General features: G+C 69.0%; 24 protein-coding genes. 22 read left to right on the top strand and 2 right to left on the bottom strand.

The window, feature by feature from the left end; all coding sequences use genetic code 11:
* The first annotated feature begins 75 nt into the window (after nt 1-75).
* From KXC42_RS18235 to KXC42_RS18205, 7 genes are all read left to right on the top strand, one after another.
* Nucleotides 76-741 (top strand): MerR family transcriptional regulator, encoded by a 666-nt coding sequence (locus KXC42_RS18235; RefSeq protein WP_006552348.1) that lies wholly within the window; start codon nt 76-78, stop codon nt 739-741.
* Nucleotides 738-1,595 (top strand): thioesterase family protein, encoded by an 858-nt coding sequence (locus tag KXC42_RS18230; protein WP_071935532.1) that lies wholly within the window; start codon nt 738-740, stop codon nt 1,593-1,595. Before KXC42_RS18235 ends, KXC42_RS18230 begins: the two co-directional genes overlap by 4 nt.
* Nucleotides 1,596-1,672: 77 nt before the next feature.
* Nucleotides 1,673-2,533, top strand: a complete 861-nt coding sequence (proC, locus tag KXC42_RS18225; RefSeq protein WP_039958125.1) for a pyrroline-5-carboxylate reductase — start codon at nt 1,673-1,675, stop codon at nt 2,531-2,533.
* 213 nt (nt 2,534-2,746) lie between these two features.
* On the top strand, nt 2,747-2,983 hold the full coding sequence (locus KXC42_RS18220) for a helix-turn-helix domain-containing protein (protein WP_006552345.1): 237 nt from the start codon (nt 2,747-2,749) through the stop codon (nt 2,981-2,983).
* A gap of 260 nt (nt 2,984-3,243) precedes the next feature.
* Entirely contained in the window at nt 3,244-3,345 is a 102-nt protein-coding gene (locus KXC42_RS18215; RefSeq protein WP_003402602.1) for a 30S ribosomal protein bS22, read from the top strand.
* Nucleotides 3,346-3,570: 225 nt separating this feature from the next.
* Nucleotides 3,571-4,602, top strand: coding sequence for an NAD-dependent epimerase/dehydratase family protein (locus KXC42_RS18210; RefSeq protein WP_121208889.1), 1,032 nt, complete (start codon nt 3,571-3,573; stop codon nt 4,600-4,602).
* The gene (locus tag KXC42_RS18205; protein ID WP_064061978.1) at nt 4,599-5,582 is read left to right on the top strand and encodes a lysophospholipid acyltransferase family protein; all 984 of its coding nucleotides are present in this window, start codon (nt 4,599-4,601) and stop codon (nt 5,580-5,582) included. The genes KXC42_RS18210 and KXC42_RS18205 overlap by 4 nt, the downstream gene beginning before the upstream one ends.
* A 12-nt stretch (nt 5,583-5,594) precedes the next feature.
* Here KXC42_RS18205 and KXC42_RS18200 read toward each other — a convergent pair whose 3' ends face one another.
* Nucleotides 5,595-6,551, bottom strand: a complete 957-nt coding sequence (locus KXC42_RS18200; RefSeq protein ID WP_006552341.1) for an HAD family phosphatase — start codon at nt 6,549-6,551, stop codon at nt 5,595-5,597.
* 242 nt (nt 6,552-6,793) lie between these two features.
* Between KXC42_RS18200 and KXC42_RS18195 the strand changes: the two genes are divergently transcribed.
* The 8 genes from KXC42_RS18195 (at nt 6,794) to KXC42_RS18160 (ending at nt 14,516) form a co-directional block, all read left to right on the top strand.
* Complete coding sequence (locus tag KXC42_RS18195; protein WP_006552340.1) at nt 6,794-7,084, top strand: glutaredoxin family protein; 291 nt, start codon at nt 6,794-6,796, stop codon at nt 7,082-7,084.
* Between the two features lie 159 nt (nt 7,085-7,243).
* Nucleotides 7,244-8,113 (top strand): redox-sensing transcriptional repressor Rex, encoded by an 870-nt coding sequence (locus KXC42_RS18190; RefSeq protein ID WP_019291201.1) that lies wholly within the window; start codon nt 7,244-7,246, stop codon nt 8,111-8,113.
* Nucleotides 8,110-9,531 carry a glutamyl-tRNA reductase gene (locus tag KXC42_RS18185; protein ID WP_024101721.1) on the top strand — a complete coding sequence of 474 codons (1,422 nt, stop codon included), beginning with the start codon at nt 8,110-8,112 and terminating at the stop codon, nt 9,529-9,531. Before KXC42_RS18190 ends, KXC42_RS18185 begins: the two co-directional genes overlap by 4 nt.
* Nucleotides 9,528-10,538, top strand: a complete 1,011-nt coding sequence (gene hemC / locus KXC42_RS18180) for a hydroxymethylbilane synthase (protein ID WP_219129343.1) — start codon at nt 9,528-9,530, stop codon at nt 10,536-10,538. The genes KXC42_RS18185 and hemC overlap by 4 nt, the downstream gene beginning before the upstream one ends.
* A gap of 63 nt (nt 10,539-10,601) precedes the next feature.
* Nucleotides 10,602-12,167, top strand: a complete 1,566-nt coding sequence (locus tag KXC42_RS18175; protein ID WP_033096113.1) for a bifunctional uroporphyrinogen-III C-methyltransferase/uroporphyrinogen-III synthase — start codon at nt 10,602-10,604, stop codon at nt 12,165-12,167.
* A gap of 86 nt (nt 12,168-12,253) precedes the next feature.
* A complete protein-coding gene (hemB, locus tag KXC42_RS18170; protein ID WP_219129342.1) occupies nt 12,254-13,231 on the top strand; it encodes a porphobilinogen synthase in 978 nt (325 codons plus the stop codon).
* The gene (locus KXC42_RS18165) at nt 13,228-13,761 is read left to right on the top strand and encodes a hypothetical protein (RefSeq protein ID WP_024101717.1); all 534 of its coding nucleotides are present in this window, start codon (nt 13,228-13,230) and stop codon (nt 13,759-13,761) included. The genes hemB and KXC42_RS18165 overlap by 4 nt, the downstream gene beginning before the upstream one ends.
* Nucleotides 13,762-14,027: 266 nt before the next feature.
* On the top strand, nt 14,028-14,516 hold the full coding sequence (locus KXC42_RS18160) for a hypothetical protein (RefSeq protein ID WP_219129341.1): 489 nt from the start codon (nt 14,028-14,030) through the stop codon (nt 14,514-14,516).
* On the opposite strand, the gene KXC42_RS18155 is transcribed toward KXC42_RS18160, so the two are convergent.
* Nucleotides 14,498-16,444: an acyl-CoA dehydrogenase gene (locus KXC42_RS18155; protein ID WP_024101715.1), complete on the bottom strand. Its 1,947-nt coding sequence runs from the start codon at nt 16,442-16,444 to the stop codon at nt 14,498-14,500. The two genes, KXC42_RS18160 and KXC42_RS18155, sit on opposite strands and share 19 nt — an antisense overlap.
* A gap of 126 nt (nt 16,445-16,570) precedes the next feature.
* Here KXC42_RS18155 and hemL point away from each other — a divergent pair, with 126 nt between their 5' ends.
* From hemL to KXC42_RS18120, 7 genes are all read left to right on the top strand, one after another.
* Entirely contained in the window at nt 16,571-17,896 is a 1,326-nt protein-coding gene (gene hemL, locus KXC42_RS18150; RefSeq protein WP_219129340.1) for a glutamate-1-semialdehyde 2,1-aminomutase, read from the top strand.
* 61 nt (nt 17,897-17,957) lie between these two features.
* Entirely contained in the window at nt 17,958-18,608 is a 651-nt protein-coding gene (locus tag KXC42_RS18145) for a histidine phosphatase family protein (protein WP_006552331.1), read from the top strand.
* Nucleotides 18,605-19,210 (top strand): TlpA disulfide reductase family protein, encoded by a 606-nt coding sequence (locus KXC42_RS18140; RefSeq protein WP_006552330.1) that lies wholly within the window; start codon nt 18,605-18,607, stop codon nt 19,208-19,210. The genes KXC42_RS18145 and KXC42_RS18140 overlap by 4 nt, the downstream gene beginning before the upstream one ends.
* A 2-nt stretch (nt 19,211-19,212) precedes the next feature.
* Nucleotides 19,213-20,031 carry a cytochrome c biogenesis CcdA family protein gene (locus KXC42_RS18135; protein ID WP_006552329.1) on the top strand — a complete coding sequence of 273 codons (819 nt, stop codon included), beginning with the start codon at nt 19,213-19,215 and terminating at the stop codon, nt 20,029-20,031.
* Nucleotides 20,028-21,695: a cytochrome c biogenesis protein ResB gene (locus tag KXC42_RS18130; RefSeq protein WP_019291208.1), complete on the top strand. Its 1,668-nt coding sequence runs from the start codon at nt 20,028-20,030 to the stop codon at nt 21,693-21,695. Before KXC42_RS18135 ends, KXC42_RS18130 begins: the two co-directional genes overlap by 4 nt.
* The gene (ccsB, locus tag KXC42_RS18125) at nt 21,695-22,678 is read left to right on the top strand and encodes a c-type cytochrome biogenesis protein CcsB (RefSeq protein ID WP_219129339.1); all 984 of its coding nucleotides are present in this window, start codon (nt 21,695-21,697) and stop codon (nt 22,676-22,678) included. The genes KXC42_RS18130 and ccsB overlap by 1 nt, the downstream gene beginning before the upstream one ends.
* A 51-nt stretch (nt 22,679-22,729) precedes the next feature.
* On the top strand, nt 22,730-23,695 hold the full coding sequence (locus tag KXC42_RS18120; RefSeq protein ID WP_219129338.1) for a MinD/ParA family protein: 966 nt from the start codon (nt 22,730-22,732) through the stop codon (nt 23,693-23,695).
* Nucleotides 23,696-23,702: the final 7 nt, after the last annotated feature.

The following is a 23,702-nucleotide window of genomic DNA, read 5'->3' as shown; positions in this document are numbered from 1 at the left end:
ACTCCGTGACTGGATACTACAACTATCCAATACTGGATAGTTGTAGTATCCGGTGTCGAGGAGCGGAGGTGATCGGTGCGTATCTCGGAACTCGCCGAGCGTTGCGGCATACCGCTGCCGACGGTGAAGTACTACCTGCGCGAGGGGCTGCTCATGCCGGGCGTGGCGACGAGCGTCACCTCGGCGACCTACGACGACCGGCACGTGCGGCGCCTGGGTCTGGTCCGGTCACTCGCCGCGCAGGGTCTGCCCCTCGAGAAGATCAAGACCGTCGTGGATCTCGTCGACAATCCCCGCGACGACCTCTTCGTCGAACTCGGCCACGCCATCGCCGCGCTGCCACCCTACGTCGAGGACTCGGCCGGTCCCGGCTATCCCCGCGCCCGCCACCTGCTCGAACGCCTCGGCCAGGTCTACGACCCACGGTTCGCGGCCGTGGCGCAACTCGAACACGCGCTCGCGGCACTCGAAGCCGCCGGCCTGCGGATGGACGACCGCCGGATCGACGCCTACGGCCGTCACGTCCGCGCCATCGCCGAACTCGACCTCGAACTGCTGCCGACGCACTCCCGGGAAGCCACCGTGGAAGCGGCCGTGCTCGGGACCGCCCTGTACGAACCGGTCCTCACGGCCATGCGCCGGTTGGCCCACCAGCATCTCGCCGCCCGCATGTTCGGGTCCGGTGGACCCCCCACGACCGGCGCCGATCCGGCCCCGAACGACGACCAGGAGCAGCAGTGACCCTCACCGACCAGCCTTTCCTCGACCTGACCTCGGTCACCCGGGTGCCGGGAGAGCACCCGGATGGCACGGCGGCCTGGCAGGCGCACATCGATCCGGTGTGGACCATCGGGCCCAAGGTGCACGGCGGATGCATGCTCGCGGTCTGCGCGTCCGCGGCGCGCAGGTCGGTGCTCGACGCCGGCGTCGACCCGCTCACCCAGCCCCTCGCCGTGAGTGCCTCGTTCGTCGCCGCGCCCGACCCCGGCGACGTCGAACTCACCACCGTCCTACGCAAGCAGGGCAAGCAGATCGCCCTTGTGGACGTCGAACTGTCCCAGGCCGGGCGTGTGGCGGTGCGGGCGAGTGTCACCCTCGGCACGCCGGATACCGAGGAGCCCTTCCACACGGTGCCGCACCGCGCGACCACCATGCCCGCCGACCCGCCGGCCGAGTCGGTGCTCGTCACCCCCGAGCACCCCATGGGGCAGATCGTGAAGTTCGCCGCCACCTCCCACCTCCGGATCGACTCCGCCACCGCGCGTTTCCTCGACGGGCAGCAGGGCGAACCGCTCGTGTCGATGTGGACGCGGCCGTCGCCGGGCGACGAGGCCGACGTCGACACCTCGGTGCTGTTCGCGCTCATGTGCGGCGACGTGTCGGCTCCCGTCGCGATGAACCTCGGCCGTTTCGGCTGGGCGCCGACGGTGCAACTCACCGCCTATCTGCGGCGGGTTCCGGCTCCGGGATGGCTGCGGGTCATCGCCGAGAGCAGCGTGCTCGGCAGCACCTGGTTCGAGGAGGACCACACCGTCGTCGACTCGACCGGCCAGGTGGTCGTGCAATCGCGTCAGCTGGCCATGATGCCGCGCTGATAGGCCCGAACGCGGTAGGTCCCGACAGGCGGTGACCGTGGTGTAGGCCGCACGGACGGTCGTGGCAGGCTGTCCCCATGACGAGAATCGCAGTGATCGGTGGCGGCAGGATCGGCGAGGCGCTGATCTCGGGTCTGCTGAAGAACGGCTTCGCGACCAAGGATCTCGTGGTCGCCGAGAAGTTCGAGGAACGGCGTGAGGAATTGTCCCGGGCCTACTCGATCCGGGTCACCGACAGCACCTCCGACGCCGCGGAAGGCGCCGACGTGGTGGTCGTGGCCGTCAAGCCCAACGACGTGGACGTCGTCGTCACCGCCCTCGCGGCGGTCGACGCCGGGAACGACGACGAGCAGATCCTGGTGTCGCTTGCCGCGGGCATCCCGACGGTCCGCTACGAGACCAAGCTCCCGGCCGGCTTCCCCGTCGTGCGCGTGATGCCGAACACCCCGATTCTCGTCGGGGAGGGCGCGAGCGTGCTGTCCGCCGGTCGGTACGTCAAGCAGCAGCATCTCGACACGGTCCGCGAGATCCTCGCGAGCGTGGGAACGGTCTCGGTGGTCCCGGAGGCGCAGATCGACGCGGTCACCGCGGTTTCCGGATCCGGGCCCGCATATTTCTTTCTCGTCGCGGAGGCGATGATCGACGCCGGTGTCTCGCTCGGCCTGACGCGGGCGGTGGCCACCGATCTGGTGGTGCAGACGATGACCGGCTCGGCCGCGATGCTCACGCGCTCGGGGGACAACGCTGCCGACCTGCGCGCCGCGGTCACCTCGCCGGGTGGCACCACGGCGGCCGCGATCCGCGAACTCGAGCGTGGAGGCCTGCGTACGGCCTTCTACGAGGCGCTCGACGCTGCGAAGCGCCGTTCCGCGCAACTCGGGGCGGCATCGGATCAGCCGTCGCCTGCGGCCCGCGAGGGGCTCTCCGGGACGGCCTGACAGGGCATCCACCCGAGGCACTGACAGGTGTCACTGCGGAACGCTGACAGACGTCACCGTAGGGCGTAGCGTGGCGACGAACAGCCGCCCGCCGGAAATTCCCCAGCTGCATCGTCGCACAGGAACCATTCGTCACGCTAAGCTCGAATCAGCACGTGCGTGTCTGTTCCGCCGGAGGGGAAGCCGGCGGCGCGGGCGTGCCGGAGGTGTGTAATGGTTTCAGGAAACACGCCGTCGAAGGGTCAACCTCAAGACGGACAGTCGGTTCTCGCCGGTACCCAGTTCCTGACGGTTGCCGAAGTGGCAGCTCTCATGCGGGTGTCGAAGATGACCGTGTACAGGCTGGTGCACAGTGGCGAACTACCCGCAGTGCGTGTGGGACGCTCGTTCCGCGTGCATGCGAAGGCCGTCCACGACTACCTCGAGACGTCGTACTTCGACGTCGGATAGAGGTCGGACAGGGACGATCGGCGCATCGTCGGGGACGACGGTACGACGAACGGATCCGGTGCGCGAGGGAAGTCGCGTTCCGGGACGGACCTCGGTTTCACGCCGGGTGGGCCGCCCCGGTAGGATTGCTTGTCGTCGTACCGGCCAGCCGGTGTCGTGAGGCGCTGTTACTCGTCGCCACGAGGCCCAGCGTCGACATACATCAGGCGTACGTCACCGGCGTGCGCAGGAACGCTACAAGGAACGTGAGGGATGCCCACATGGGATCTGTGATCAAGAAGCGCCGTAAGCGCATGTCGAAGAAGAAGCACCGCAAGCTGCTCCGCCGCACCCGAGTGCAGCGTCGTAAACTCGGCAAGTAAGCCCTGCGCCTATCCGATGCCCGTCACCTTCCATGGTGGCGGGCATCGTTCGTCTGTGGATCCCGGTACACGAAAGTTCACCCACGAGTCGTGCGATGGCGGCGAAGTGGCCGTATTGTGGGACGGCATACCGCGTCGGGGCGAATGTGACCGATGACGCGTGTGGGGCAGCAGGGGGTTTCACGAGTGGTTTCGCAGGGGCACGAAGTGGCACGTCCACGAGTCGTGCTGGTCACCGGAGCAAGTCGGTTCCTGGGTGGTTTCCTCGTCACCAGGCTCGCCCAGAATCCCGACATCGAGCGGGTGATCGGCGTCGACACCCAGTCGCCGTCGAAGGACATGCTCCGGCGCATGGGGCGGGCCGAGTTCGTGCTCGCCGACATCCGCAACCCACTCATCGGCAAGATCATCCGCAACATGGACGTCGACACTGTCGTCCACGCGTCCGCCGTCACGAAGGCCCCGAAGTCCGGGAGCCGCACGGCGATGAAGGACATGAACGTCCTCGGCGCGATGCAGCTGTTCGCGGTGTGCCAGAAGGCACCCTCGGTGCGCAGGATCGTGCTGCGCTCGTCGTCCGTCCTCTACGGATCGAGTGCCAAGGACCCCGCGAAGTTCACCGAGGAGATGAGCGCCCGCCGCCGGCCCACGGGCGCCTTCGCCCGCGACATGATAGAGGTCGAGGGATATCTGCGCGGCGTCGCCCGGCGGCGCAGCGACATCGCGACCACCATCCTCCGGTTCGCACCCACCGTCGGGAACCGGCTGCCCGGCTCGGTGTCGAGCTATCTCACCTCCCCGCTCGTCCCCAACGTGCTCGGCCGCGACGCGCGACTACAGTTGCTGCACGAGGAGGACGCGCTCGGTGCGCTCGAACACGCGGTCGTCGCCGGACCGTCAGGGACGTACAACATCGCCGGTGAGGGGATCGTCACGATGACCCAGGCCGTGCGCCGGGCCGGTGGCGTCACCGTGCCGATGCCCTACGCGCTGTTCCGCACGGTCGGGCACGCACTCATGGGTTCCGTGATGAACTCCTTCACCAAAGAAGAACTCGACTATTTCCATTTCGGATGCGGACTCGACACCACGCGCATGCGCAACGAGTTCGGATTCGAACCACGCTGGACCACGAGAGAAGCGCTCGACGATTTCGCCCGGGGCCTCGCCCTCACCCGCATCGTGAAGACCGAATGGGTGGACAAGGCCGAGTCGATGGCGCTCTCCGTGCTCGGAGAGACGAGGGAGACGCGATGACGGAGGTCGCGAAGGTCATCCCGTTGCACGCCGGCAACCGCCGTCCCGGCGAACGGGTCACACGCACACCCCATCCGTCGATGGGGCCACCGCCCACCCCCGAGCAGGTGAACCGCACCGATCGATTCCTCGACGACCTGCGCGGCACGCTCGCACAACAGGTCACCGCCACCGCCGAGTTCGTGCGCCGCCGGATGACCGGCGACTACGAAGTCGACGACTTCGGCTTCGACCCGCACTTCACCGAGAACGTCGTCCTGCCGGTGCTGCGACCCCTGTTCGACAAGTGGTTCCGCGTCGAGGTCCGCGGCGTCGAGAACATCCCCGCCGACGGCAGCGCACTCGTCGTCGCCAACCACGCCGGCACGCTCCCCGTCGACGCACTGATGACCTCCGTCGCCGTGCACGACCACGCGGATCGTCACCTGCGGATGCTCGCCGCCGATCTCGCCTTCGGTATGCCCGTGGTGGGGACGGTGACGCGCAAGGCCGGCCACACCCTCGCGTGCCATCCCGACGCCGAACGACTCCTCCGGCAGGACCAGGTGGTCGCGGTCTTCCCCGAGGGGTACAAGGGACTCGGCAAGCCGTTCAAGGAGCGTTACAAACTGCAGCGGTTCGGCCGCGGCGGTTTCGTGTCGGCGGCCCTGCGCACCCAGGCGCCCATCGTGCCGTGCTCGATCGTCGGCTCCGAGGAGATCTACCCGAACATCGCCGACCTCACCTCGCTCGCGCGCCTGCTCGGCCTGCCCTACTTCCCGATCACCCCGCTGTTCCCGGCGCTCGGCCCGCTCGGGATCGTGCCGCTGCCGTCGAAGTGGTACATCGAGTTCGGCACACCCATCGTCACCGACGTGTACGACGAGGCCTCGGCGGAGGATCCGATGGTGTTGTTCGAGGTCACCGACCACGTGCGCGAGACGATCCAGCAGACCCTCTACAAACTGCTCACGCGCCGGCGGAACGTCTTCCTCGGCTGAGCACCTCGAAAATCAAGCCGCTCGGTCGCGGCGGCGACCCACGAGGACCGCGACAGCACCACCCGCGGCACCGAGACCGAGCGCCGTCGGCACCCCGACCTTCGCGGCCTTGCGCGCCGTCCGGAAGTCGCGGATCTCCCACCCGCGTGTGCGAGCGACCTGCCGTAGATCCGGATCGGGATTGATCGCGACGGCCGTGCCGACCACCGAGAGCATCGGCACGTCGTTGTGGCTGTCCGAATAAGCCGTGCAGCGCTTGAGATTCAGACCCTCACGGATCGCGAGGGCCCGCACCGCGTGCGCCTTGCCGAGACCGTGCAGGATGTCGCCGACGAGACGGCCCGTGAAGACGCCGTCCTTCGACTCGGCGACGGTGCCGAGCGCACCGGTCAGGCCGAGGCGTTCGGCGATGACGTCGGCCAGTTCGACCGGCGTCGCGGTCACGAGCCACACCTGCTGGCCCGCGTCCAGGTGCATCTGCGCGAGCGCGCGGGTGCCCGGCCAGATCTTGTCGGCGATGATGTCGTCGTAGATCTCCTCGCCGAGCCGGCGCAGTTCCTCCGTGGAGCGGCCCTGCACGAACGACAGCGCCTTGTCGCGACCGGACGCGACGTCGTTCATGTTCTCCTTGCCCGTCAGGCGGAACTTGACCTGCTGCCAGGCGAACTCGAACAGGTCGGACTTGTCGAAGTAGTTCCGGGCGACGAGGCCGCGGGCGAAGTGGATGATCGACGCGCCCTGCACCATCGTGTTGTCGACGTCGAAGAACGCCGCCGCGGTCAGATCGCGCGGGACGGGAGCGGTATCGGGGGAGGGCTCGGGTTCGACGCGGGATTCCTGCAACGCGAGGGCGGCATCGGCGCTCGCCTCACCTGCGAGATTGGCGCGGACCTCTTCCTCGCTGGGTCCGAATTTGCGAGAGAAGAGCCGACGTCCGGGACGGATGATGCTCGCCCACGTCTCACCCATGCCCCATCCGTAGGGAAACGAACGTCCTGGCACTCGCACCTCCGGTGTCGTAACGGGCGGGGCTGTCGAAACGGGCGGGCCCCGTGTGACCCCTGCACTTCCGGGCGCCGCACATATGGCGACCGCATGCACGGGCGACCCGCGCCAAGCCTAGCCCGCGACACCGCCCCTCACCGGGAGGCCGTCGCCCCCGTGACGGGGTGTGACGTTCATCTCGACAGGTCGTGCCGCACAGTGGAGGCATGAGTGAGCAATCGTCATCGGCAACGAGCGGCTCCGCGAGCCGTCATCACCTGACCCTTCTCGTGCGCGCCGGGTGCGGTGCGTGCGGTCCTGCGCGCGAGCAGCTCGAGGCGCTCGCGGAGGAGCTCGGCGTCGAGGTCACCTGCATCGACGTGGATGTCGCTGCCGCAACCGATCCCGATCTGAGGGCCGAATTCGGGGACCGTCTGCCCGTCGTTCTGCTCGACGGACGCGAGCACAGCTACTGGGAGGTCGACGAGCCGCGACTGCGCGCAGATCTCGCTCGGTGAGTCGGCAGGTCCTCGTCGTACAGCAGGTGGGAAGCACATTCGGGGTGCTTCGAGCAACTTTGTGCATGGCTTCACAAGCGGTTACCGTGGTGTGAACGAATTCCCGGATCACCGTGAGGCCAGGCGTCTATCCACCGGCCGGACGAGGAGCCACGTACCGTGACGCAGTTGCACCCACCGCAGGGCGAGGACGCTCGCGGCACCGCCGAGTCCGGCGAGGGTGCCACTCCCACTCCTCCGGTCCGCGATATCCCACAGGCTACTGTGACGCGTCTCGCGACCTACCTCCGGGTCCTCGGTGCGTTCGCCGAAGCGGGCACTCTCATCGTCTCCAGTGAGGAACTCGCGGCCGCCGCCGGGGTCGGTTCGGCCAAACTGCGCAAGGATCTGTCCTTCCTCGGACCCAACGGAGTGCGCGGCGTCGGCTACGACGTCCTGCGCCTCCAGTCCCGCATCGAAGCAGCTCTCGGACTCGACCGGGGCCATCGCGTCGTGCTCGTCGGAGTTGGCAGCCTCGGCCGCGCCCTCGCCCGGTATCCGGGCTTCGACCGCCGCGGTTTCACGATGGCCGGACTCTTCGATTCCGATCCCGACGTGGTGGGCACACGTGTGGGCGATCTCGTCGTGCGTCACGTCGACGATCTCGAGAACGGAGCCCATGAACTCGGCGCGACCATCGGTGTCGTCGCCACCCCCGACGAGGCAGCACAGCAGGTGTGCGATCGGCTCGTGCTCGCAGGAGTGCGCAGCATCCTGAGCTTCGCTCCCGTCGAACTCGATGTCCCCGACCACGTCGAGATCCGACGCGTCGATCTGTCCGTCGAGATGCAGGTCCTGTCCTTCAACAGCACCCGCAACGGGGAGACCCCCCGGGCCGCGACCGCTGACGTTCGTCCTGCTGCCGGCGACGTACGCCCCGCCGGCATACCGCGGGTGTCCACCCGAAGCTCTGCTCGGCGTACCACAACAGGAAAGGCGGGTCCGATGGGCTCGGCCGCGACCAGAAACGGATCGGTGATCGCACCGTGAGTGTTCTCCTCGTCGGGATATCGCATAGGAGCGCACCGGTCCCGGTGCTCGAGAAGGTGGCGGTCACGGACACCGACCGCCCCAAGCTCACCGACAAGATGCTGGCGTCGGACAAGATCTCCGAAGCGATGATCGTCTCCACCTGCAACCGGGTGGAGATCTACGCGGTGGTCGACGCCTTCCACGGCGCGCTCGCCGCGGTCAGCGAACTGCTCGCCGAGCACTCGGGTCTGCCCGTCACCGAACTGCACAAGCACGCCTACGTCCGCTACAGCGAGGCCGCTGCCGAACACCTGTTCTCCGTCGCCAGCGGGCTCGACTCGATGGTCGTGGGGGAGCAGCAGATCCTCGGCCAGATCCGCACCGCCTACGCCGCCGCCGACGCTCAGCAGGCCGCCGGCCGCACCCTGCACGAACTCGCCCAGCAGGCGCTGCGCGTCGGCAAGCGGGTGCACTCGGAGACCGGCATCGACGCCGCCGGTGCATCCGTCGTGTCGGTCGCGCTCGACAAGGCCTCGAACTTCCTCGGAGGCGCCCTGAAGGGCCGCACCGCCGCGGTGATCGGTGCCGGCGCCATGGGTGGTCTCGCCGTCGCGCATCTCGTCCGGGCCGAGGTCGGCTCGATCGTCGTCGCCAACCGCACCCGCGACCGTGCCGAGCGACTCGCCGAGACCGCACAGGCCGCCGGTGTCGACGCCGAGGTCGTCGGATTCGACGATCTCGCGACCGCACTGAGCCGCGCCGACGTCGCCGTCACCTGCACCGGAGCCGTGGGCGCCGTCGTCACGCTCGCCGACGCGCACCGCGCACTCGCGCAGCCCGGCCGCGGCGAACGCCCCCTCGCGATCTGCGATCTCGGTCTGCCGCGCGACGTCGACACCGCCGTGGCCGGTCTTCCCGGTGTGCAGGTCTTCGACATGGAGTCGCTGCAGCGCGACCCGTCGGCCGGCGCCGCCGCGACCGACGCGGAGGCCGCCCGCACGATCGTCGCCGCCGAGCTGTCGCAGTACCTCACCGCGCAGCGACTCGCCGAGGTCACCCCCACCGTGACGGCACTGCGTCAGCGCGCCGCCGAAGTGGTCGAGGGCGAACTGATGCGCCTCGAATCGCGACTGCCCGATCTCGACGACGGCCAGCGCGGCGAGGTCGCCCGCACCGTGCGCCGGGTCGTCGACAAGCTCCTCCACGCACCGACGGTGCGCGTCAAGCAGCTCGCGTCGACGCCGGGAGGCGACCAGTACGCCGAGGCCCTGCGCGAGCTGTTCGAGCTGCGCCCGGGCTCGGTCGAGGCGGTCGCGACACCCACCAAGGATCTGAACTCGCTGACCGATCCCACCCTCTCGGGGGATCTGTCCGCCGCACTCGACCCCGCTGTCACCACCGAACTCCAGGCCTCACGAAAGGACGGCACCGCATGAGCACCGAAGCCGCATCGGTTTCCCGCGACGATGTTGCTCGGCAGGATCGTCCCCTGCGGATCGGTACCCGCGGCAGCGTGCTCGCCACGACCCAGGCCGGTACCGTGCGCGACGCACTGATTGCCGCCGGTCGCCCGGCAGAGCTCGTCATCATCACCACCAAGGGCGATGTGACGCCCGGCCCGGTGCAGCGCATCGGCGTCGGCGTGTTCACCGCCGAGCTGCGCGAGGCGCTGCTCGCAGGTGAGGTCGACGTCGCCGTGCACTCCTACAAGGACCTGCCGACCTTCCAGGATCCGCGCCTCGTCGTCGCGGCCGTCCCCGAGCGGGAGGACCCGCGCGACGCGCTCGTCGCCCGCGACGGACTCGTCCTCGGCGAGCTGCCGCCCGGCTCCAAGGTCGGTACCTCGGCGCCGCGCCGGCGGGCACAACTCGCTGCGCTCGGCCTGGGACTGCAGATCGAACCGCTGCGCGGCAACATCGACACCCGCATCGGCAAGGTCGACTCCGGCGAACTCGACGCGATCGTCATCGCGCGTGCCGGACTGTCGCGGATCGGACGCCTGGACCGGGTCACCGAGTCCCTCGAACCGGTACAGATGCTGCCCGCGCCGTCGCAGGGTGCGCTCGCCGTGGAGTGCCGGTCGGACGATCCCGAGATGATCGAGCTGCTCGCCGGACTCGACCATGCGCCGAGCCGCGCCGCAGTCGTTGCGGAGCGCTCGCTGCTCGCCGAACTCGAAGCCGGATGCACCGCACCGGTGGGGGCGATCGCCGAGGTCGTCGAATCGCTCGACGACGACGGCCGGGTGATCGAGGAACTGTCGGTGCGCGGATGCGCCGCCGCCATGGACGGATCGGATGTGCTGCGAGCGAGCGCGGTGGGGGGGCCGGAGAAGGCCGAGGAACTCGGTCGCCGTGTCGCCCGCGAACTGCTCGACCTCGGTGCGCGCGAGCTCATGGTCGAGCACGGGGTCCTCCCCGAGACGAGACCTGCCGATGATTGACACAGCCGTCACCGTCACCCGATTTGCCCTTACCGCTGATTTGACCGCACTGGAGAATGACCGATGAGCCGAGTCCGTAAGCACAACCCCGGGCGCATCCTGTTCGTGGGATCGGGCCCGGGCGATCCTGCGCTGCTCACCGTGCGCGCGCGTGACGTGCTGGCGGGCGCCACGATCGCCTTCACCGACCCCGATGTCGACAAGGGTGTCGTGGCCCTCGTCGGTGTCGACCACGGCACCGACCCGGAGACCGGTGAGCCCGTCGCCGAGGTCCGTCCCGCGCTCGGCGAGCCCGCCGAGGTCGCCAAGACGCTCGTCGCCGAGGCGAAGGCCGGTCGCGACGTGGTGCGCCTCGTCGCGGGCGACCCGCTCACCACCGACTCGGTGATCGCCGAGGTCAACGCCGTCGCCCGCACCCAGGTGGTCTTCGAGGTCCTGCCGGGCCTGCCCGCCGGATCGTCCGTGCCGAGCTACGCCGGTATGGCGCTCGGCTCGTGCCACACCGAGGTCGACGTGCGCGGAGAGGTCGACTGGGCCGCGCTCGCCGCCGCCCCCGGCCCCCTCGTCCTCCATGCGACCTCCGGCCACCTCGCCGAGACCGCCAGCGCGCTGGTCGAACACGGCCTGGCGCCGCAGACCCCCGCCGCGATCACCGTGCGCGGCACCACCCGTCAGCAGCGCACCGTCGAGGCCACCCTCGCGACCCTGAACGACGCGGGTTCCGAGCTCGTCGGACCGCTCGTCGTCACCGTCGGCAAGGTCGTCTCGCACCGCAACAAGATGTCGTGGTGGGAGTCGCGCGCCCTGTACGGCTGGACCGTGCTCGTGCCCCGCACCAAGGATCAGGCCGGCGAGATGAGCGAGCGGCTCGTCACGCACGGCGCGATCCCGATGGAGGTGCCGACCATCGCGGTCGAGCCGCCGCGCAGTCCCGCGCAGATGGAACGTGCGGTCAAGGGCCTGGTCGACGGTCGCTACCAGTGGGTGGTGTTCACTTCCACCAACGCGGTGCGTGCGGTGTGGGAGAAGTTCGAGGCGTTCGGTCTCGACGCGCGCGCGTTCTCCGGCGTCAAGATCGCGTGCGTCGGTGAGGCCACCGCTGCGAAGGTGCGCTCGGTCGGCATCATCCCCGAGCTCGTGCCCAGCGGCGAACAGTCCAGCCTCGGCCTGCTCGCCGAGTTCGCCCCGTACGACGACGTCTTCGATCCGGTCAACCGGGTGCTGCTGCCGCGCGCCGACATCGCCACCGAGACCCTCGCCGAGGGTCTGCGCGAGCGCGGCTGGGAGATCGACGACGTCACCGCCTACCGCACCGTGCGTGCCGCTCCGCCGCCGGCCGCTACCCGCGAGATGATCAAGACCGGTGGTTTCGACGCGGTGTGCTTCACCTCGTCGTCGACGGTCCGCAATCTCGTGGGTATCGCCGGCAAGCCGCACGCCCGCACGATCGTCGCGTGTATCGGCCCGAAGACGGCCGAGACGGCGATCGAGTTCGGCCTGCGGGTGGACGTGCAGCCCGAGACCGCGCAGATCGGGCCCCTGGTCGACGCGCTCGCCGAGCACGCGGCCCGGCTCCGCGCGGAAGGCGCACTGCCTCCGCCGCGGAAGAAGTCCCGCGCCCGCCGCTGATCTCTGGTGATCCGATGATCCGTGCGCGGTCCCGGTAGTCGCCACTACCGGGGCCGCGCACGACCCGTATGGAAGGTGTTCTCCCCATGTTTCCCGACATCCGTCCCCGCCGGCTGCGCAGCACACCCGCCATCCGACGGCTCGTGGCAGAAACCTCCCTCGAACCCCGCCACCTCGTGCTCCCGATGTTCGTGGCCGACGGCCTCGACGAGCCGCGCGAGATCGCGTCGATGCCCGGGGTGTACCAGCACACCGCCGATTCGCTGCGCAAGGCCGCGGCCGCGGCCGTGTCCGCCGGTGTCGGCGGCCTGATGCTCTTCGGTGTGCCCAGCCCCGAGGACAAGGACGCCCGTGGTTCCGCGGCGAGCGATCCCGGCGGTGTGCTCAACCGCGCGCTGCGGTCGCTGCGCAGCGAACTCGGCGACTCCACGGTGATCATGGCCGACACCTGCCTCGACGAGTTCACCGATCACGGCCACTGCGGTGTGCTCACCGAGACCGGCGTCGTCGACAACGACGCGACCCTCGAGCGTTACGCCGAGATGGCCGTCGCGCAGGCCGAGGCCGGGGCGCACCTGCTCGGCCCGAGCGGCATGATGGACGGCCAGATCGGTTTCATCCGGTCCGCGTTGGACGAGGCCGGGCACACCGAGGTCGGTCAGCTCGCCTACTCCGCGAAATACGCCTCGGCGTTCTACGGTCCCTTCCGCGACGCCGTCGGCTCGTCCCTCGAGGGAGATCGCCGCACCTACCAGCAGGATCCGGCGAACCGTCGCGAGTCGCTGCACGAGGTGGACCTCGACCTCGCCGAGGGCGCCGACATGGTGATGGTCAAGCCGGCGATGTCGTATCTCGACGTGCTGCGCGAGGTCGCCGACCGCTCGCCCGTCCCGGTGGCCGCCTACCAGATCTCGGGGGAGTACTCGATGATCACCGCGGCCGCGCAGAAGGGCTGGATCGATCGCGATGCGGCGATCCTCGAATCGCTGGTCGGCATCCGGCGGGCCGGTGCGGACGTCGTCCTCACCTACTGGGCCGCCGAGGTCGCGGGTCGCCTGTCATGAGCTTCCCCGCACCTCCTGTCGGGCCCGGCCCCGCGGCGAATCGTCCCGTTCCCGGAGACGTCACGACGGCCCACCAATTGTGGTGCGGGGTACTCGCTCTCGCCGTCGTGAGTTTGGCGGCAAGTCTCGCCGATCTGCTGAGTCGACGCGAGGAACTGCTCGACCTCATGACCACGATGGCCGCCGAGCAGGCCATCGAGGGCGTCACCACGGAGCAGCTCGAGTCGGCGGTCCCGCTGCTGGTCGCGCTGACCGCCGGCATCGGCCTGGTGATCGTCGGACTGCTCTATCTGGTAGTCAGGCAGCTGTTGAAGGCCAAGAACTGGGCCCGGATGCTGCTGACCCTGCTCGGGGTGTTCATGTCGCTGTCGACCCTGCCCACCGTCTTCGGTGTGGGCGTCGGGGAGGGCGGCGCGGGCTGGATACTCGGTGTGGTGGGCATTCTGCAAGCCGTCGCGACCGTCGGAGCGATCGTGCTGATGCACCGGCGGGATGCCAACCGCTTCTTCCTGCGACTGCCGGAAGAATAGAGGTACCACTCGGTTTCGTCCGGCGCGACCGAAGAGTACGGTGGGCTCACCATGTGGGCCGCACGGCCCTTTCCGTCGAGCGAAAAGGACGTCATGCAGGTGGAACCGCGGCCCTATGGGCGCCGTCGCGAATTGGTGTTGATCGCTCTCATCGCCCTCCTCGGACTGGTGACCACCGTGCTGCTGGTGATCCCCGGCGCGTTCGCCGCTTGACCGACCCGACGGCCCCAGATCCGGCAACCCCTGATCCGGCAACCCCTGATCCGATGGGCACCGACCCGGCCGGGCCGCTGTTCCACGAACCCGGAGCGCGCTGGCGCACGGTCGCCATCGGCCCGCTGGTCTGCGTCGTGGCCCTCGTCGTCGAACTGTTCACCGGCCCCGTCGTGCACTGGGTCGCGCTGCCGATCATCGCGATCGTGCTCGCCGGCTTTTCCTACGTGATGGTCGTGGCTGCTCGTCGGCACGTCAGCGTCGAGCTCACCTCCACGGTCCTGCGGCAGGGCACCGAGGAACTGCCGGTCGCCGAGATCGAGGCGGTGCTGCCGCCGCCACCGGACGACCGGCGCGATCCGGAACGCTGGGAGACCGCCCGGAGCCTCGGCGAACTGGCGGATGTGCCGCGCGGCCGCAAGCCTGTCGGACTGCGGCTCATCGGAGGAACGTTCGTGCGGGCGTGGGCGAAGGACGCCGACGAGCTGCGAGCACGGCTCGACGAGCTCGTCGGCGAACCCGGTCAGACTGCGACGTCCTGAGGTGGGACGACCGCTCCCTCACGGTCGAGCATGGCCGAGCCGAGCAGGTAGTCGGGCACACCCAGCCCGTCCACGAGCGTCAACGCGTGCGGACGCAGGCTGCGGCACCGCTCGTTGATCCCGCGTGTGACGGCCTTGGCGCGTTCGACCGACAGCAGGCGGTGCTCCATGAACCACGCCTTGTCCTCGTCGATGATCGTCAGCGCGTAGAGATCGCACAGCTCCGACAGCAGGTCGCGGGCGGTCTCGTCCTTGCAGTCCTCGATCGCGGCGACGAACGCCTCGAGCACGACTCGGTCGATGTGCGCGCGGGCGGCGTGCAGAACGTGGTCCTGCACGAAGTTGAAGGCGTCGAACGGGTTGTCCTCACGCTTCATCGCGGCCTGCAGGCGCCGGGCCGCAGTGGACAGCAGGTACTGCTCACGGTCCTCGAACATCGTCACCTGGGTGCCGCGGTCGAAGAGGCTGCCGTCCTCCTCGTTGTCCTGGCGGGTGTCGACGATCGTCTGGATGATCTGCTGCGCCGCGGTGCGCTTCTTGACGATGTCGGAGATGGTGGTCGCGGCGAAGCGCATCCACTCCACCGGGCTCATGCCCTGCACCTCGTCGGCGTAGGCCGTGAGCAGTTCCTTCGCGACCAGCTGGGTCAGGACGTGGTTGTCGCCCTCGAAGGTCGTGAACACGTCCACGTCCGCGCGCAGCGCCGTCAGCCGGTTCTCGGCCATGTAGCCGGCACCACCGCACGCCTCGCGGCACTCCTGTATCGCCCGCGACGCGTGCCAGGTGTTGGCGGCCTTGAGGCCGGCCGCGCGACCCTCGAGTTCGCGCTGTTCCTGCGCGTCGAGTTCCTGCAACGACGTCGACTGCAGCCGGTGCATCGTCGTGAGCAGCTCGTTCTGGGCGAAGCCGAGCGCGTACGAGCGGGCGATCAGCGGGAGCAGGCGCCGCTGGTGGACGAGATAGTCCATGATCGGCACCTCGCCGTCGCGCCCGGGGGCGTCGAACTGGCGACGCTTCTCGGCGTAGCGGGTGGCGATGCTCAGCGCGACCCGCGCCGCCGCACCCGCCGAGCCGCCGACGGTGATGCGCCCGCGGACCAGCGTGCCGAGCATCGTGAAGAACCGTCGGCTCGGGTTGTCGATGTCCGAGGCGTAGGTGCCGTCCGGTTCGACGTCCGCGTACTTGTCGAGCAGGTTCTCCCGGGGGATGCGCACCTGGTCGAAGACGATGCGGCCGTTGTCGACACCCGGCAGGCCGCCCTTGTAACCGCAGTCGGAGGTCGTCACACCCGGCAGGTCGTTGCCGTCCTCGTCGCGGATCGGGACGACGAAACAGTGCACACCGTGCGTCTCACCCTGCGTGACGAGCTGCGCGAAGACGGCCGCGAACCGGGCGTGTTGCGCCGCGCCACCGATGTAGTCCTTGCGGGACGACGGGGTGGGGGAGTGGATCACGAACTCCTGGGTGTCCGGATCATAGGTCGCCGTGGTCTCGAGCGACTGCACGTCGCTGCCGTGGCCCGTCTCGGTCATCGCGAAGCAGCCGAGCACGTCGAGGTCGATGAGCTGCTTGACGTACTTCTCGTGGTGCCGCTCGGTGCCGAGGTTCTCGATGGCACCGCCGAACAGGCCCCACTGCACGCCCGCCTTGACCATCAGCGACAGGTCGGACATCGCGAGCATCTCGATGGATGCGACCGCGCCGCCCGCGTCGCCCGTGCCGCCGGACTCGACGGAGAAGCCCGCCGCGGCATAGCCGTGTTCGGCGAGGATGCGCATCTGCTCGAGCGTGATGGCGCGCGCCTTGTCGGTCTCGGGGGTGTAGTGCGGTGCGAACTTCTCGTGCGCGAGATCCTTGCGTGCGCGTTCGCGTGCTTCGTGCCACGCACCGTCGAGTGCGATGCGCAGGTGTTCGGCTGTCGTCGGCATGCCTCAGACGATAGGTGCGACAAGTCACTCACGGTGTCCCTTTTTCCTGGTAAGGGAGAAAAAACACATGAGGTTTGAGGACCACTGTTTTTGGCAAATCCCGCGAAACTACGGACACTGGAAGTCGTGACTGCGACCCCCGATGCTTCGTCCACCCACGACACTCGATCCGCCGCACTCTTCCACCGGGCATCGAAGGTGACACCGGGGGGCGTCAACTCTCCGGTCCGCGCGTTCGGATCGGTCGGCGGCAATCCTCCTTTCTTCGCATCGGGATCGGGTCCGCTGCTCACCGACGTCGACGGAAAAACCTACGTCGACCTGGTGTGTTCTTGGGGCCCGATGATTCTCGGGCACGCGCATCCGGCGGTCGTCGAGGCCGTCCGATCCACCGCGTCGGCGGGTCTGTCGTTCGGTGCCCCCACCGAGGGTGAGGTCGAACTCGCCGAGGAGATCGTTGCCCGCATCGCGCCCGTCGAGCAGGTCCGGCTCGTCAACTCCGGCACCGAGGCGACGATGAGCGCCGTCCGTCTCGCGCGCGGATTCACCGGACGGTCGAAGATCGTGAAGTTCGCGGGTTGTTATCACGGTCACGTCGACGCGCTGCTCGCCGACGCCGGTTCCGGCCTCGCCACCTTCGGTCTGCCCACCTCGCCCGGCGTCACGGGCGCCCAGGCGGGCGACACCATCGTCGTCCCCTACAACGACCTCGCCGCCGTGCGCGCCGCCTTCGAGGCGAACCCCGGTGAGATCGCCGCGGTCATCACCGAGGCCGCCGCCGGCAACATGGGCACCGTCCCGCCGGTGTCCGGCTTCAACGAGGGCCTGCGCGAGCTCACCCGTGAGCACGGCGCGCTGCTGATCATGGACGAGGTGATGACCGGCTTCCGCGCGAGCCCGACCGGCTGGCACGGCATCGACGGTGTCTCCGGCGACCTGATGACCTTCGGCAAGGTCATGAGCGGAGGTCTGCCCGCCGCGGCCTTCGGTGGCCGCGCCGACGTCATGGCCCATCTCGCCCCGAGCGGACCGGTCTACCAGGCCGGCACCCTGTCCGGTAATCCCGTCGCCGTGGCCGCCGGCCTCGCGAGCCTGCGTGCCGCCGACGCCGAGGTCTACGCCACCCTGGACCGCAACTCCGAGACCCTCGGGCGTCTGCTGGGGGAGGCACTCGCCGCCGAAGGGGTGCCGCACCGCGTCCAGAATGCCGGCACGCTGCTGAGCGTCTTCTTCACCGATGAGCCGGTGACGAACTACGAGCAGGCCAAGGCCGCGCAGACCTGGCGCTTCTCGGCCTTCTTCCACGCGCTGCTCGAGCGCGGCGTCTACGCACCCCCGAGTGCCTTCGAGACGTGGTTCGTCTCGTCCGCGCTCGACGACGACGCGTTCTCGCGGGTCGCCGACGCGCTGCCGCACGCCGCGCGCGCGGCCGCCGCGGCGACCGCGCCGTAGCACCGCTCTCCTGCCTGCCCAGCCCGATCCGCCCCTCCCACACCCCTCGAGGAACATCGACGTGACCGACGCCGCCCCGTCCGAGACCCGCACGATCGTGCACGTGCTCCGCCACGGAGAGGTCCACAACCCCTCCGGAATCCTCTACGGCCGCCTGTCCGGCTTCAAGCTGTCGGTGACCGGTGAGGCCCAGGCACGTGCGGTCGCGGCGTCGCTCGCCGACCACGACATCGCACACGTGGTCGCGTCCCCGCTCGAACGGGCCCAGCAGACCGCCGCCCCGATCGCGGAGAAGCACGGACTGCAGATCCGCACCGACGAGAACCTCATCGAGGCGGCCAACGACTTCGAGGGCTTGAAGGTCTCGGTCGGCGACGGTGCGCTCAGCCGCCCGCGCCACTGGTGGAAGCTGCGCGATCCGTTCACCCCTTCCTGGGGCGAGCCCTACCTGCAGATCGCCCACCGCATGCTCGCCGCCGTTCACGCGGCCCGCGTGGCCGCGGTGGGGCGGGAAGCGGTGTGCGTGAGCCACCAACTCCCGGTGTGGACGCTGCGCCGCTTCCTCGAGGGCGAGCGACTGTGGCACGACCCGCGTCGCCGCCAGTGCAGCCTCGCCTCGCTGACCTCCCTGGTCTACGAGGGTGACACCCTCGTCGACCTGGTCTACTCCGAGCCGGCCGGCGCCTCCGACCCGAACGTCCACGGCGCATGAGAAAGGTGTTCCGGGCGACGGTCGCCGCGATCTGCGGTGCCGTCCTTCTCACCTCCTGCGCCACCGGGGACGACGCCGTCGCCACCGGGGGAACGTTCGACTTCGTCTCGCCCGGCGGGCAGACCCGCATCTTCTACGACCCCCCGGCCGACCGGGGCACCCTCGGTGAGCTCACCGGCGAGGACCTCATGAACGAGGGCGAGACCATCTCCCTCGACGACTACGAGGGCCAGGTCGTCGTGCTCAACGTGTGGGGCCAGTGGTGCGCGCCGTGCCGCAGCGAAGCCGACGATCTCGAGGAGGTCTACGAGGCCACCAAAGATCTCGGGGTGCAGTTCCTCGGCATCAACGTCCGCGACAATCAGCGCGACAAGGCCCAGGACTTCGTCACCGACCAGCGGATCGGCTACCCGTCGATCTACGACCCGCCGATGCGGTCGCTGCTCGCCCTCGGCCGCAACTACCCGACCTCGGTCGTGCCGACGACGGTCGTCCTCGACCGTGAGCACCGCGTGGCTGCGGTCTACCTGACCGAACTGCTCGCCGAGGACCTGCAACCGGTCGTCGAACGGGTCGCGGCGGAACCGGATTCGGAGCAGTAACAGTGATCCTTGCGTCGGGTGTCGGGGAGACCTTCCAGAACGCGGCCCTGTCGGGTCCGCTGCTGCTGGCGATGGGCGCGTGCCTGCTCGCCGGTCTCGTCTCCTTCGCATCGCCGTGCGTCGTGCCGCTCGTTCCCGGCTATCTGTCCTACCTCGCCGGAGTGGTGGGAGCCGAGGCCCCCGCCGTCACCGCCGAGCAGGCCGGTGCCCGCACCACGACCGTCCGCAGCGACGGCCGCCTCCGGGTGGCCGGTGCCGCCGGGCTGTTCGTCCTCGGATTCACCGTGGTGTTCGTCCTCGCGACGGCCTCGGTGTTCGGGGCGATCTCCGCGCTCGCCGTCAACCGCGAACTGCTCATGCGGATCGGTGGTGTCGTCACCATCGTGATGGGTCTGGTCTTCATCGGTCTCATCCCAGTCTTGCAGCGCGACACGCGTCCGGCGCCCCGGCGCATCTCGAACCTTGCGGGAGCCCCGCTGCTCGGCGCGGTGTTCGCGCTCGGGTGGACCCCGTGCCTCGGTCCCACCCTCGCCGGCGTCATCTCGCTCGCGGCGGGCACCGAGGGCACCACCGCGGCACGCGGGGTGACGCTGATCGTCGCCTACTGCCTCGGCCTCGGGTTGCCGTTCGTCGTGCTCGCGCTCGGTTCGGCGCGGGCGCTGCGCGGGGTGGGCTGGCTGCGCACCCACGCGCGGACCGTGCAAATCGTCGGTGGCCTGATGCTCATGGCCGTCGGCATCGCTCTCGTCACCGGTGCGTGGGACCTGTTCGTGTCCTGGGTCCGTGACTCGTTCATCTCGGAAGTGACTCTGCCCGTATGACCGCGACACACACCCCGACCCCCGCACCGCAGCCGTCGCCTCCGCCGCGACAGGCCGCGTTCGGACGTGCCACGGCCTTCGTGCGGAACACCTGGCGCGGCCTGACGTCGATGCGGACCGCGCTGGTCCTGCTGTTCCTGCTCGCGCTCGCCGCGATCCCGGGCGCACTCCTGCCGCAGCGCAGCCTCAACACCCAGAAGGTCGACGAGTACATCGCGGCCCGGCCGACGCTCGGACCGATCATGGACCGCTTCGAGCTGTTCGACGTCTTCGGAAGCTTCTGGTTCACCGCCGTCTACGTGCTGCTGTTCGTCTCGCTGGTCGGCTGCATCCTGCCGCGCTGCGTCGAGCACTTCCACGCCCTGCGCACCCCGCCGGTCGCCGCGCCGCGCAACCTGCAGCGCCTGCCGCACCACACACAGACGATGGTGGCCGAGGCCCCCGCCGACGCCCTCGACCGGATCCAGAAAGAGCTGCGCGGTTGGAAGGTCGTGCGCCGCGAGGGCGGTGCCCGCGGGCGTGACGGCGAGGTGACCCTCTCCGCCGAGAAGGGTTATCTGCGCGAGGCCGGCAACCTGGTCTTCCACATCTCCCTCGTCGGGCTGCTCGTCGCCGTCGCCGCCGGCAAGCTCTTCGGTTACGAGGGGCAGCGCATCCTCGTCGCGAACGGTGAGGAGTTCTGCACCACCTCGCCCGCCTCCTTCGACTCGTTCCGCGCCGGCAGCACGCTCGACGGCACCGGTCTGAACCCCATGTGCGTGCGGGTGAACACCTTCGTCGCCGACTATCTCGACAACGGCCAGGCCGAGATGTTCACCTCCGACATCGAGTACCAGTACGGCGACGACCTCGTCACGAACACCTGGCGCGACGCGCAATTGAAGGTCAACCATCCGCTGCGGGTCGGCAGCGACCGCGTGTACCTACAGGGTCACGGTTACGCCCCGACCTTCACGGTCACCTGGCCGAACGGCGAGACCCGCACCGAAACGATGCAGTGGGCGCCCGACGACGCGACGACCTTCCTCAGCAGCGGCGCCATGCGCTTCGACCCGCCCGGTGGCATGTACCCCGACGCCGACGAGCGCCGGAAGAACCAGATCGCGATCGAGGGACTGTTCGCGCCGACGGCGTCCTTCCACGGCACGCTGCTCACATCGATCTTCCCCGCCCTGACGGACCCGGCTGTCGCCATCGACATCTACAAGGGCGACTCCGGTCTCGACACCGGCAACCCGCAGTCGCTGTTCTCGCTCAACAAGGAACTGATCAATCAGGGACGCCTCGTGAAGCAGGATCGTGTCAACCTGCGTCCGGGGGAGAGCGTGACGCTCGCCGACGGCACCGAGGTGCGATTCGACAAGGCCACCGACTTCGTCAACCTGCAGGTCTCCCACGACCCGGCTCAGCAGTGGGTGCTGGTCGCGGCGATCTTCATGATGGGCGGACTGCTCGTGTCGCTGCTGGTCAAACGACGCAGAGTGTGGGCACGCGCGTACCCGGACGGTACAGTGAGCGACGGCGAACGACGGACCGTAGTAGAGCTCGGCGGTCTCGCACGAACCGATCAGGCCGGATGGGGAGACGAGTTCGACCGACTGGTCGAGCGCCTTCTCGGCGACGATGCACCCTCCGCCCCGGCGGCACAGGAGAAGAAGAACTGATGACAGAGAACGACACCCTCGCGCAGTACAGCGACTGGGCCTTCGAATCGGCGTTCGCGGTGCTCGTGCTGGCTCTGCTGCTGCTCATCGCCGAGTACGCGACCCACCGGGCCGACGTCGTGGCGGAGCGGGAACGCGAACTCGTGGCCGCCGGAAGGCAGCAGGCCCCCGCCGAGCGCGCGACCGGGCCGGGACGGATCAACCAGACGCCGAAGCGCACCGTGTCGCAGCGTCTCGGCAACATGGGACGCGCGCTCGTCGTCGTGGTCGCGGGCCTGCAGCTCGCCTCGATCGTCCTGCGTGGGCTGGCCACCGAGCGGTTCCCGCTCGGCAACATGTACGAGTTCGTCTCGATGGCGTGCACCGCCGCGGTGATCTTCGGGCTGATCGTCCTCCGCAAGCCGGCCTACCGGATCATGTGGGTGTACCTGGTGGTCCCCGTATTGATCCTCATGTTCCTCGCGGCGACGGTGTTGTATGCCGACGCCGCTCCCGTGGTGCCGGCCCTCCGATCGTTCTGGCTGCCGATCCACGTGACGATCATCAGCGTCGGCAGCGGCATCTTCCTCGTCTCGGGTGTCGCGAGCGTGCTGTTCCTGCTGCGCATCCGCTTCCCGAAGGGCGAGGAGCGCAGCGGTGTGTTCGCGGCGATCGCCGAGCGGCTGCCCGACGCGCAGACCCTCGACCGGCTCGCCTACCGCACCACGATCATCGGCTTCCCGCTGTTCGGCGCCGGCATCATCCTCGGGGCAATCTGGGCCGAGGCGGCGTGGGGACGCTTCTGGGGCTGGGACCCGAAGGAGACGGTCTCGTTCATCTCGTGGGTCATCTACGCCGCCTATCTGCACGCGCGTGCGACCTCCGGCTGGCGGAACACCCGCGCAGCGTGGATCAACATCGTCGGCTTCGTCACGGTGCTGTTCAACCTGTTCATCATCAACATGGTCGTGTCGGGCCTGCACTCGTACGCCGGGCTCAACTGAGGCTGCTATCGTCGCGCCGTCGTCCGTGACAGTCGACGGGGGGAGAACGCGGTGAATGGGGCCGGTAACGGGTCGTCGGGGCTCGACGGACACGCATTGGACGCGACGGCGCTGGACTCGTCGCTACTTGTACGTCCGGTCGCCGCGCCGCCGCGGAAGGGCTGGCGGCGGGTCGTCTACCGGGCGACCGGTGGTCGCGTGCACGTGGGGGAGAGTTCCCGGCAGCAACGCAAGGAGGAATCGGCCGAGCGGGTGCGTGCACCGCTGCACGGCTGCCATCGGATCGCCCTGCTGAGTCTCAAGGGCGGGGTGGGCAAGACGACCACCACGGTCACGCTCGGCTCGACCTTCGCGGAGCTGCGTGGCGATCGGATCGTCGCGGTCGATGCGAATCCGGACCGCGGGACGTTGAGTCAGAAGGTGGCCGAACAGACGCCGGCCACGGTGCGCACGCTGCTGCGCGATCAGTCGCTGCTCGAGACATATGCGGACGTGCGCGCCTACACCTCGCAGAACACGCATCGTCTCGAGGTGCTCGCCTCGGACACCGATCCGGCGGTCTCGGAGGCCTTCAGCGCCGACGACTACGAACGGACGTGGGGTCTTCTCGAGCGGTTCTACAGCATCGTGCTCACGGATTGCGGGACCGGGCTCATGCACTCCGCTATGACCGCGATCCTCGAGAACGCCGACACGCTGGTCGTCATCAGTTCCGGTTCGGTGGACGGCGCCCGCAGCGCGTCGGCCACGCTCGACTGGCTCGACGCGCACGGCTATCGCGAACTCGTCGAGCGGTCGGTGGCCGTCGTCAACGCGGTGCGGCCGAGGTCGGGCAAGGTCGACCTCGACCTCGTGGTGCGACACTTCGAACAGCGGTGCCGCGCGGTCCACGTCCTGCCTTTCGATCCCCACCTCGAAGAAGGGGCGGAGATCGACCTGGACCGGTTGCAGTCGGGTACGCGGCGCGCCCTGCTCGGACTCGCCGCGGATATCACCGACGGTTTCGCCGCGCGGTGACAGACCG

It is taken from the genome of Rhodococcus sp. LW-XY12 (genome assembly GCF_019317345.1).
GTDB lineage: Bacteria > Actinomycetota > Actinomycetes > Mycobacteriales > Mycobacteriaceae > Rhodococcus > Rhodococcus pyridinivorans.
The sequence above is the reverse complement of the archived record's forward strand: the minus strand, read 5'-3'. Positions and strand labels throughout refer to the sequence as shown.

Bases quoted from the DNA above. Each gene is read 5' to 3' on its own strand.
- proC (WP_039958125.1), top strand. From the start codon at position 1,673: ATGACGAGAATCGCAGTGATCGGTGGCGGCAGGATCGGCGAGGCGCTG.
- KXC42_RS18220 (WP_006552345.1), top strand. From the start codon at position 2,747: ATGGTTTCAGGAAACACGCCGTCGAAGGGTCAACCTCAAGACGGACAG.
- KXC42_RS18215 (WP_003402602.1), top strand. From the start codon at position 3,244: ATGGGATCTGTGATCAAGAAGCGCCGTAAGCGCATGTCGAAGAAGAAG.
- KXC42_RS18205 (WP_064061978.1), top strand. From the start codon at position 4,599: ATGACGGAGGTCGCGAAGGTCATCCCGTTGCACGCCGGCAACCGCCGT.
- KXC42_RS18200 (WP_006552341.1), bottom strand. From the start codon at position 6,551: ATGGGTGAGACGTGGGCGAGCATCATCCGTCCCGGACGTCGGCTCTTC.
- KXC42_RS18195 (WP_006552340.1), top strand. From the start codon at position 6,794: ATGAGTGAGCAATCGTCATCGGCAACGAGCGGCTCCGCGAGCCGTCAT.
- hemC (WP_219129343.1), top strand. From the start codon at position 9,528: ATGAGCACCGAAGCCGCATCGGTTTCCCGCGACGATGTTGCTCGGCAG.
- KXC42_RS18175 (WP_033096113.1), top strand. From the start codon at position 10,602: ATGAGCCGAGTCCGTAAGCACAACCCCGGGCGCATCCTGTTCGTGGGA.
- hemB (WP_219129342.1), top strand. From the start codon at position 12,254: ATGTTTCCCGACATCCGTCCCCGCCGGCTGCGCAGCACACCCGCCATC.
- KXC42_RS18165 (WP_024101717.1), top strand. From the start codon at position 13,228: ATGAGCTTCCCCGCACCTCCTGTCGGGCCCGGCCCCGCGGCGAATCGT.
- KXC42_RS18160 (WP_219129341.1), top strand. From the start codon at position 14,028: ATGGGCACCGACCCGGCCGGGCCGCTGTTCCACGAACCCGGAGCGCGC.
- KXC42_RS18155 (WP_024101715.1), bottom strand. From the start codon at position 16,444: ATGCCGACGACAGCCGAACACCTGCGCATCGCACTCGACGGTGCGTGG.
- KXC42_RS18140 (WP_006552330.1), top strand. From the start codon at position 18,605: ATGAGAAAGGTGTTCCGGGCGACGGTCGCCGCGATCTGCGGTGCCGTC.
- KXC42_RS18130 (WP_019291208.1), top strand. From the start codon at position 20,028: ATGACCGCGACACACACCCCGACCCCCGCACCGCAGCCGTCGCCTCCG.
- ccsB (WP_219129339.1), top strand. From the start codon at position 21,695: ATGACAGAGAACGACACCCTCGCGCAGTACAGCGACTGGGCCTTCGAA.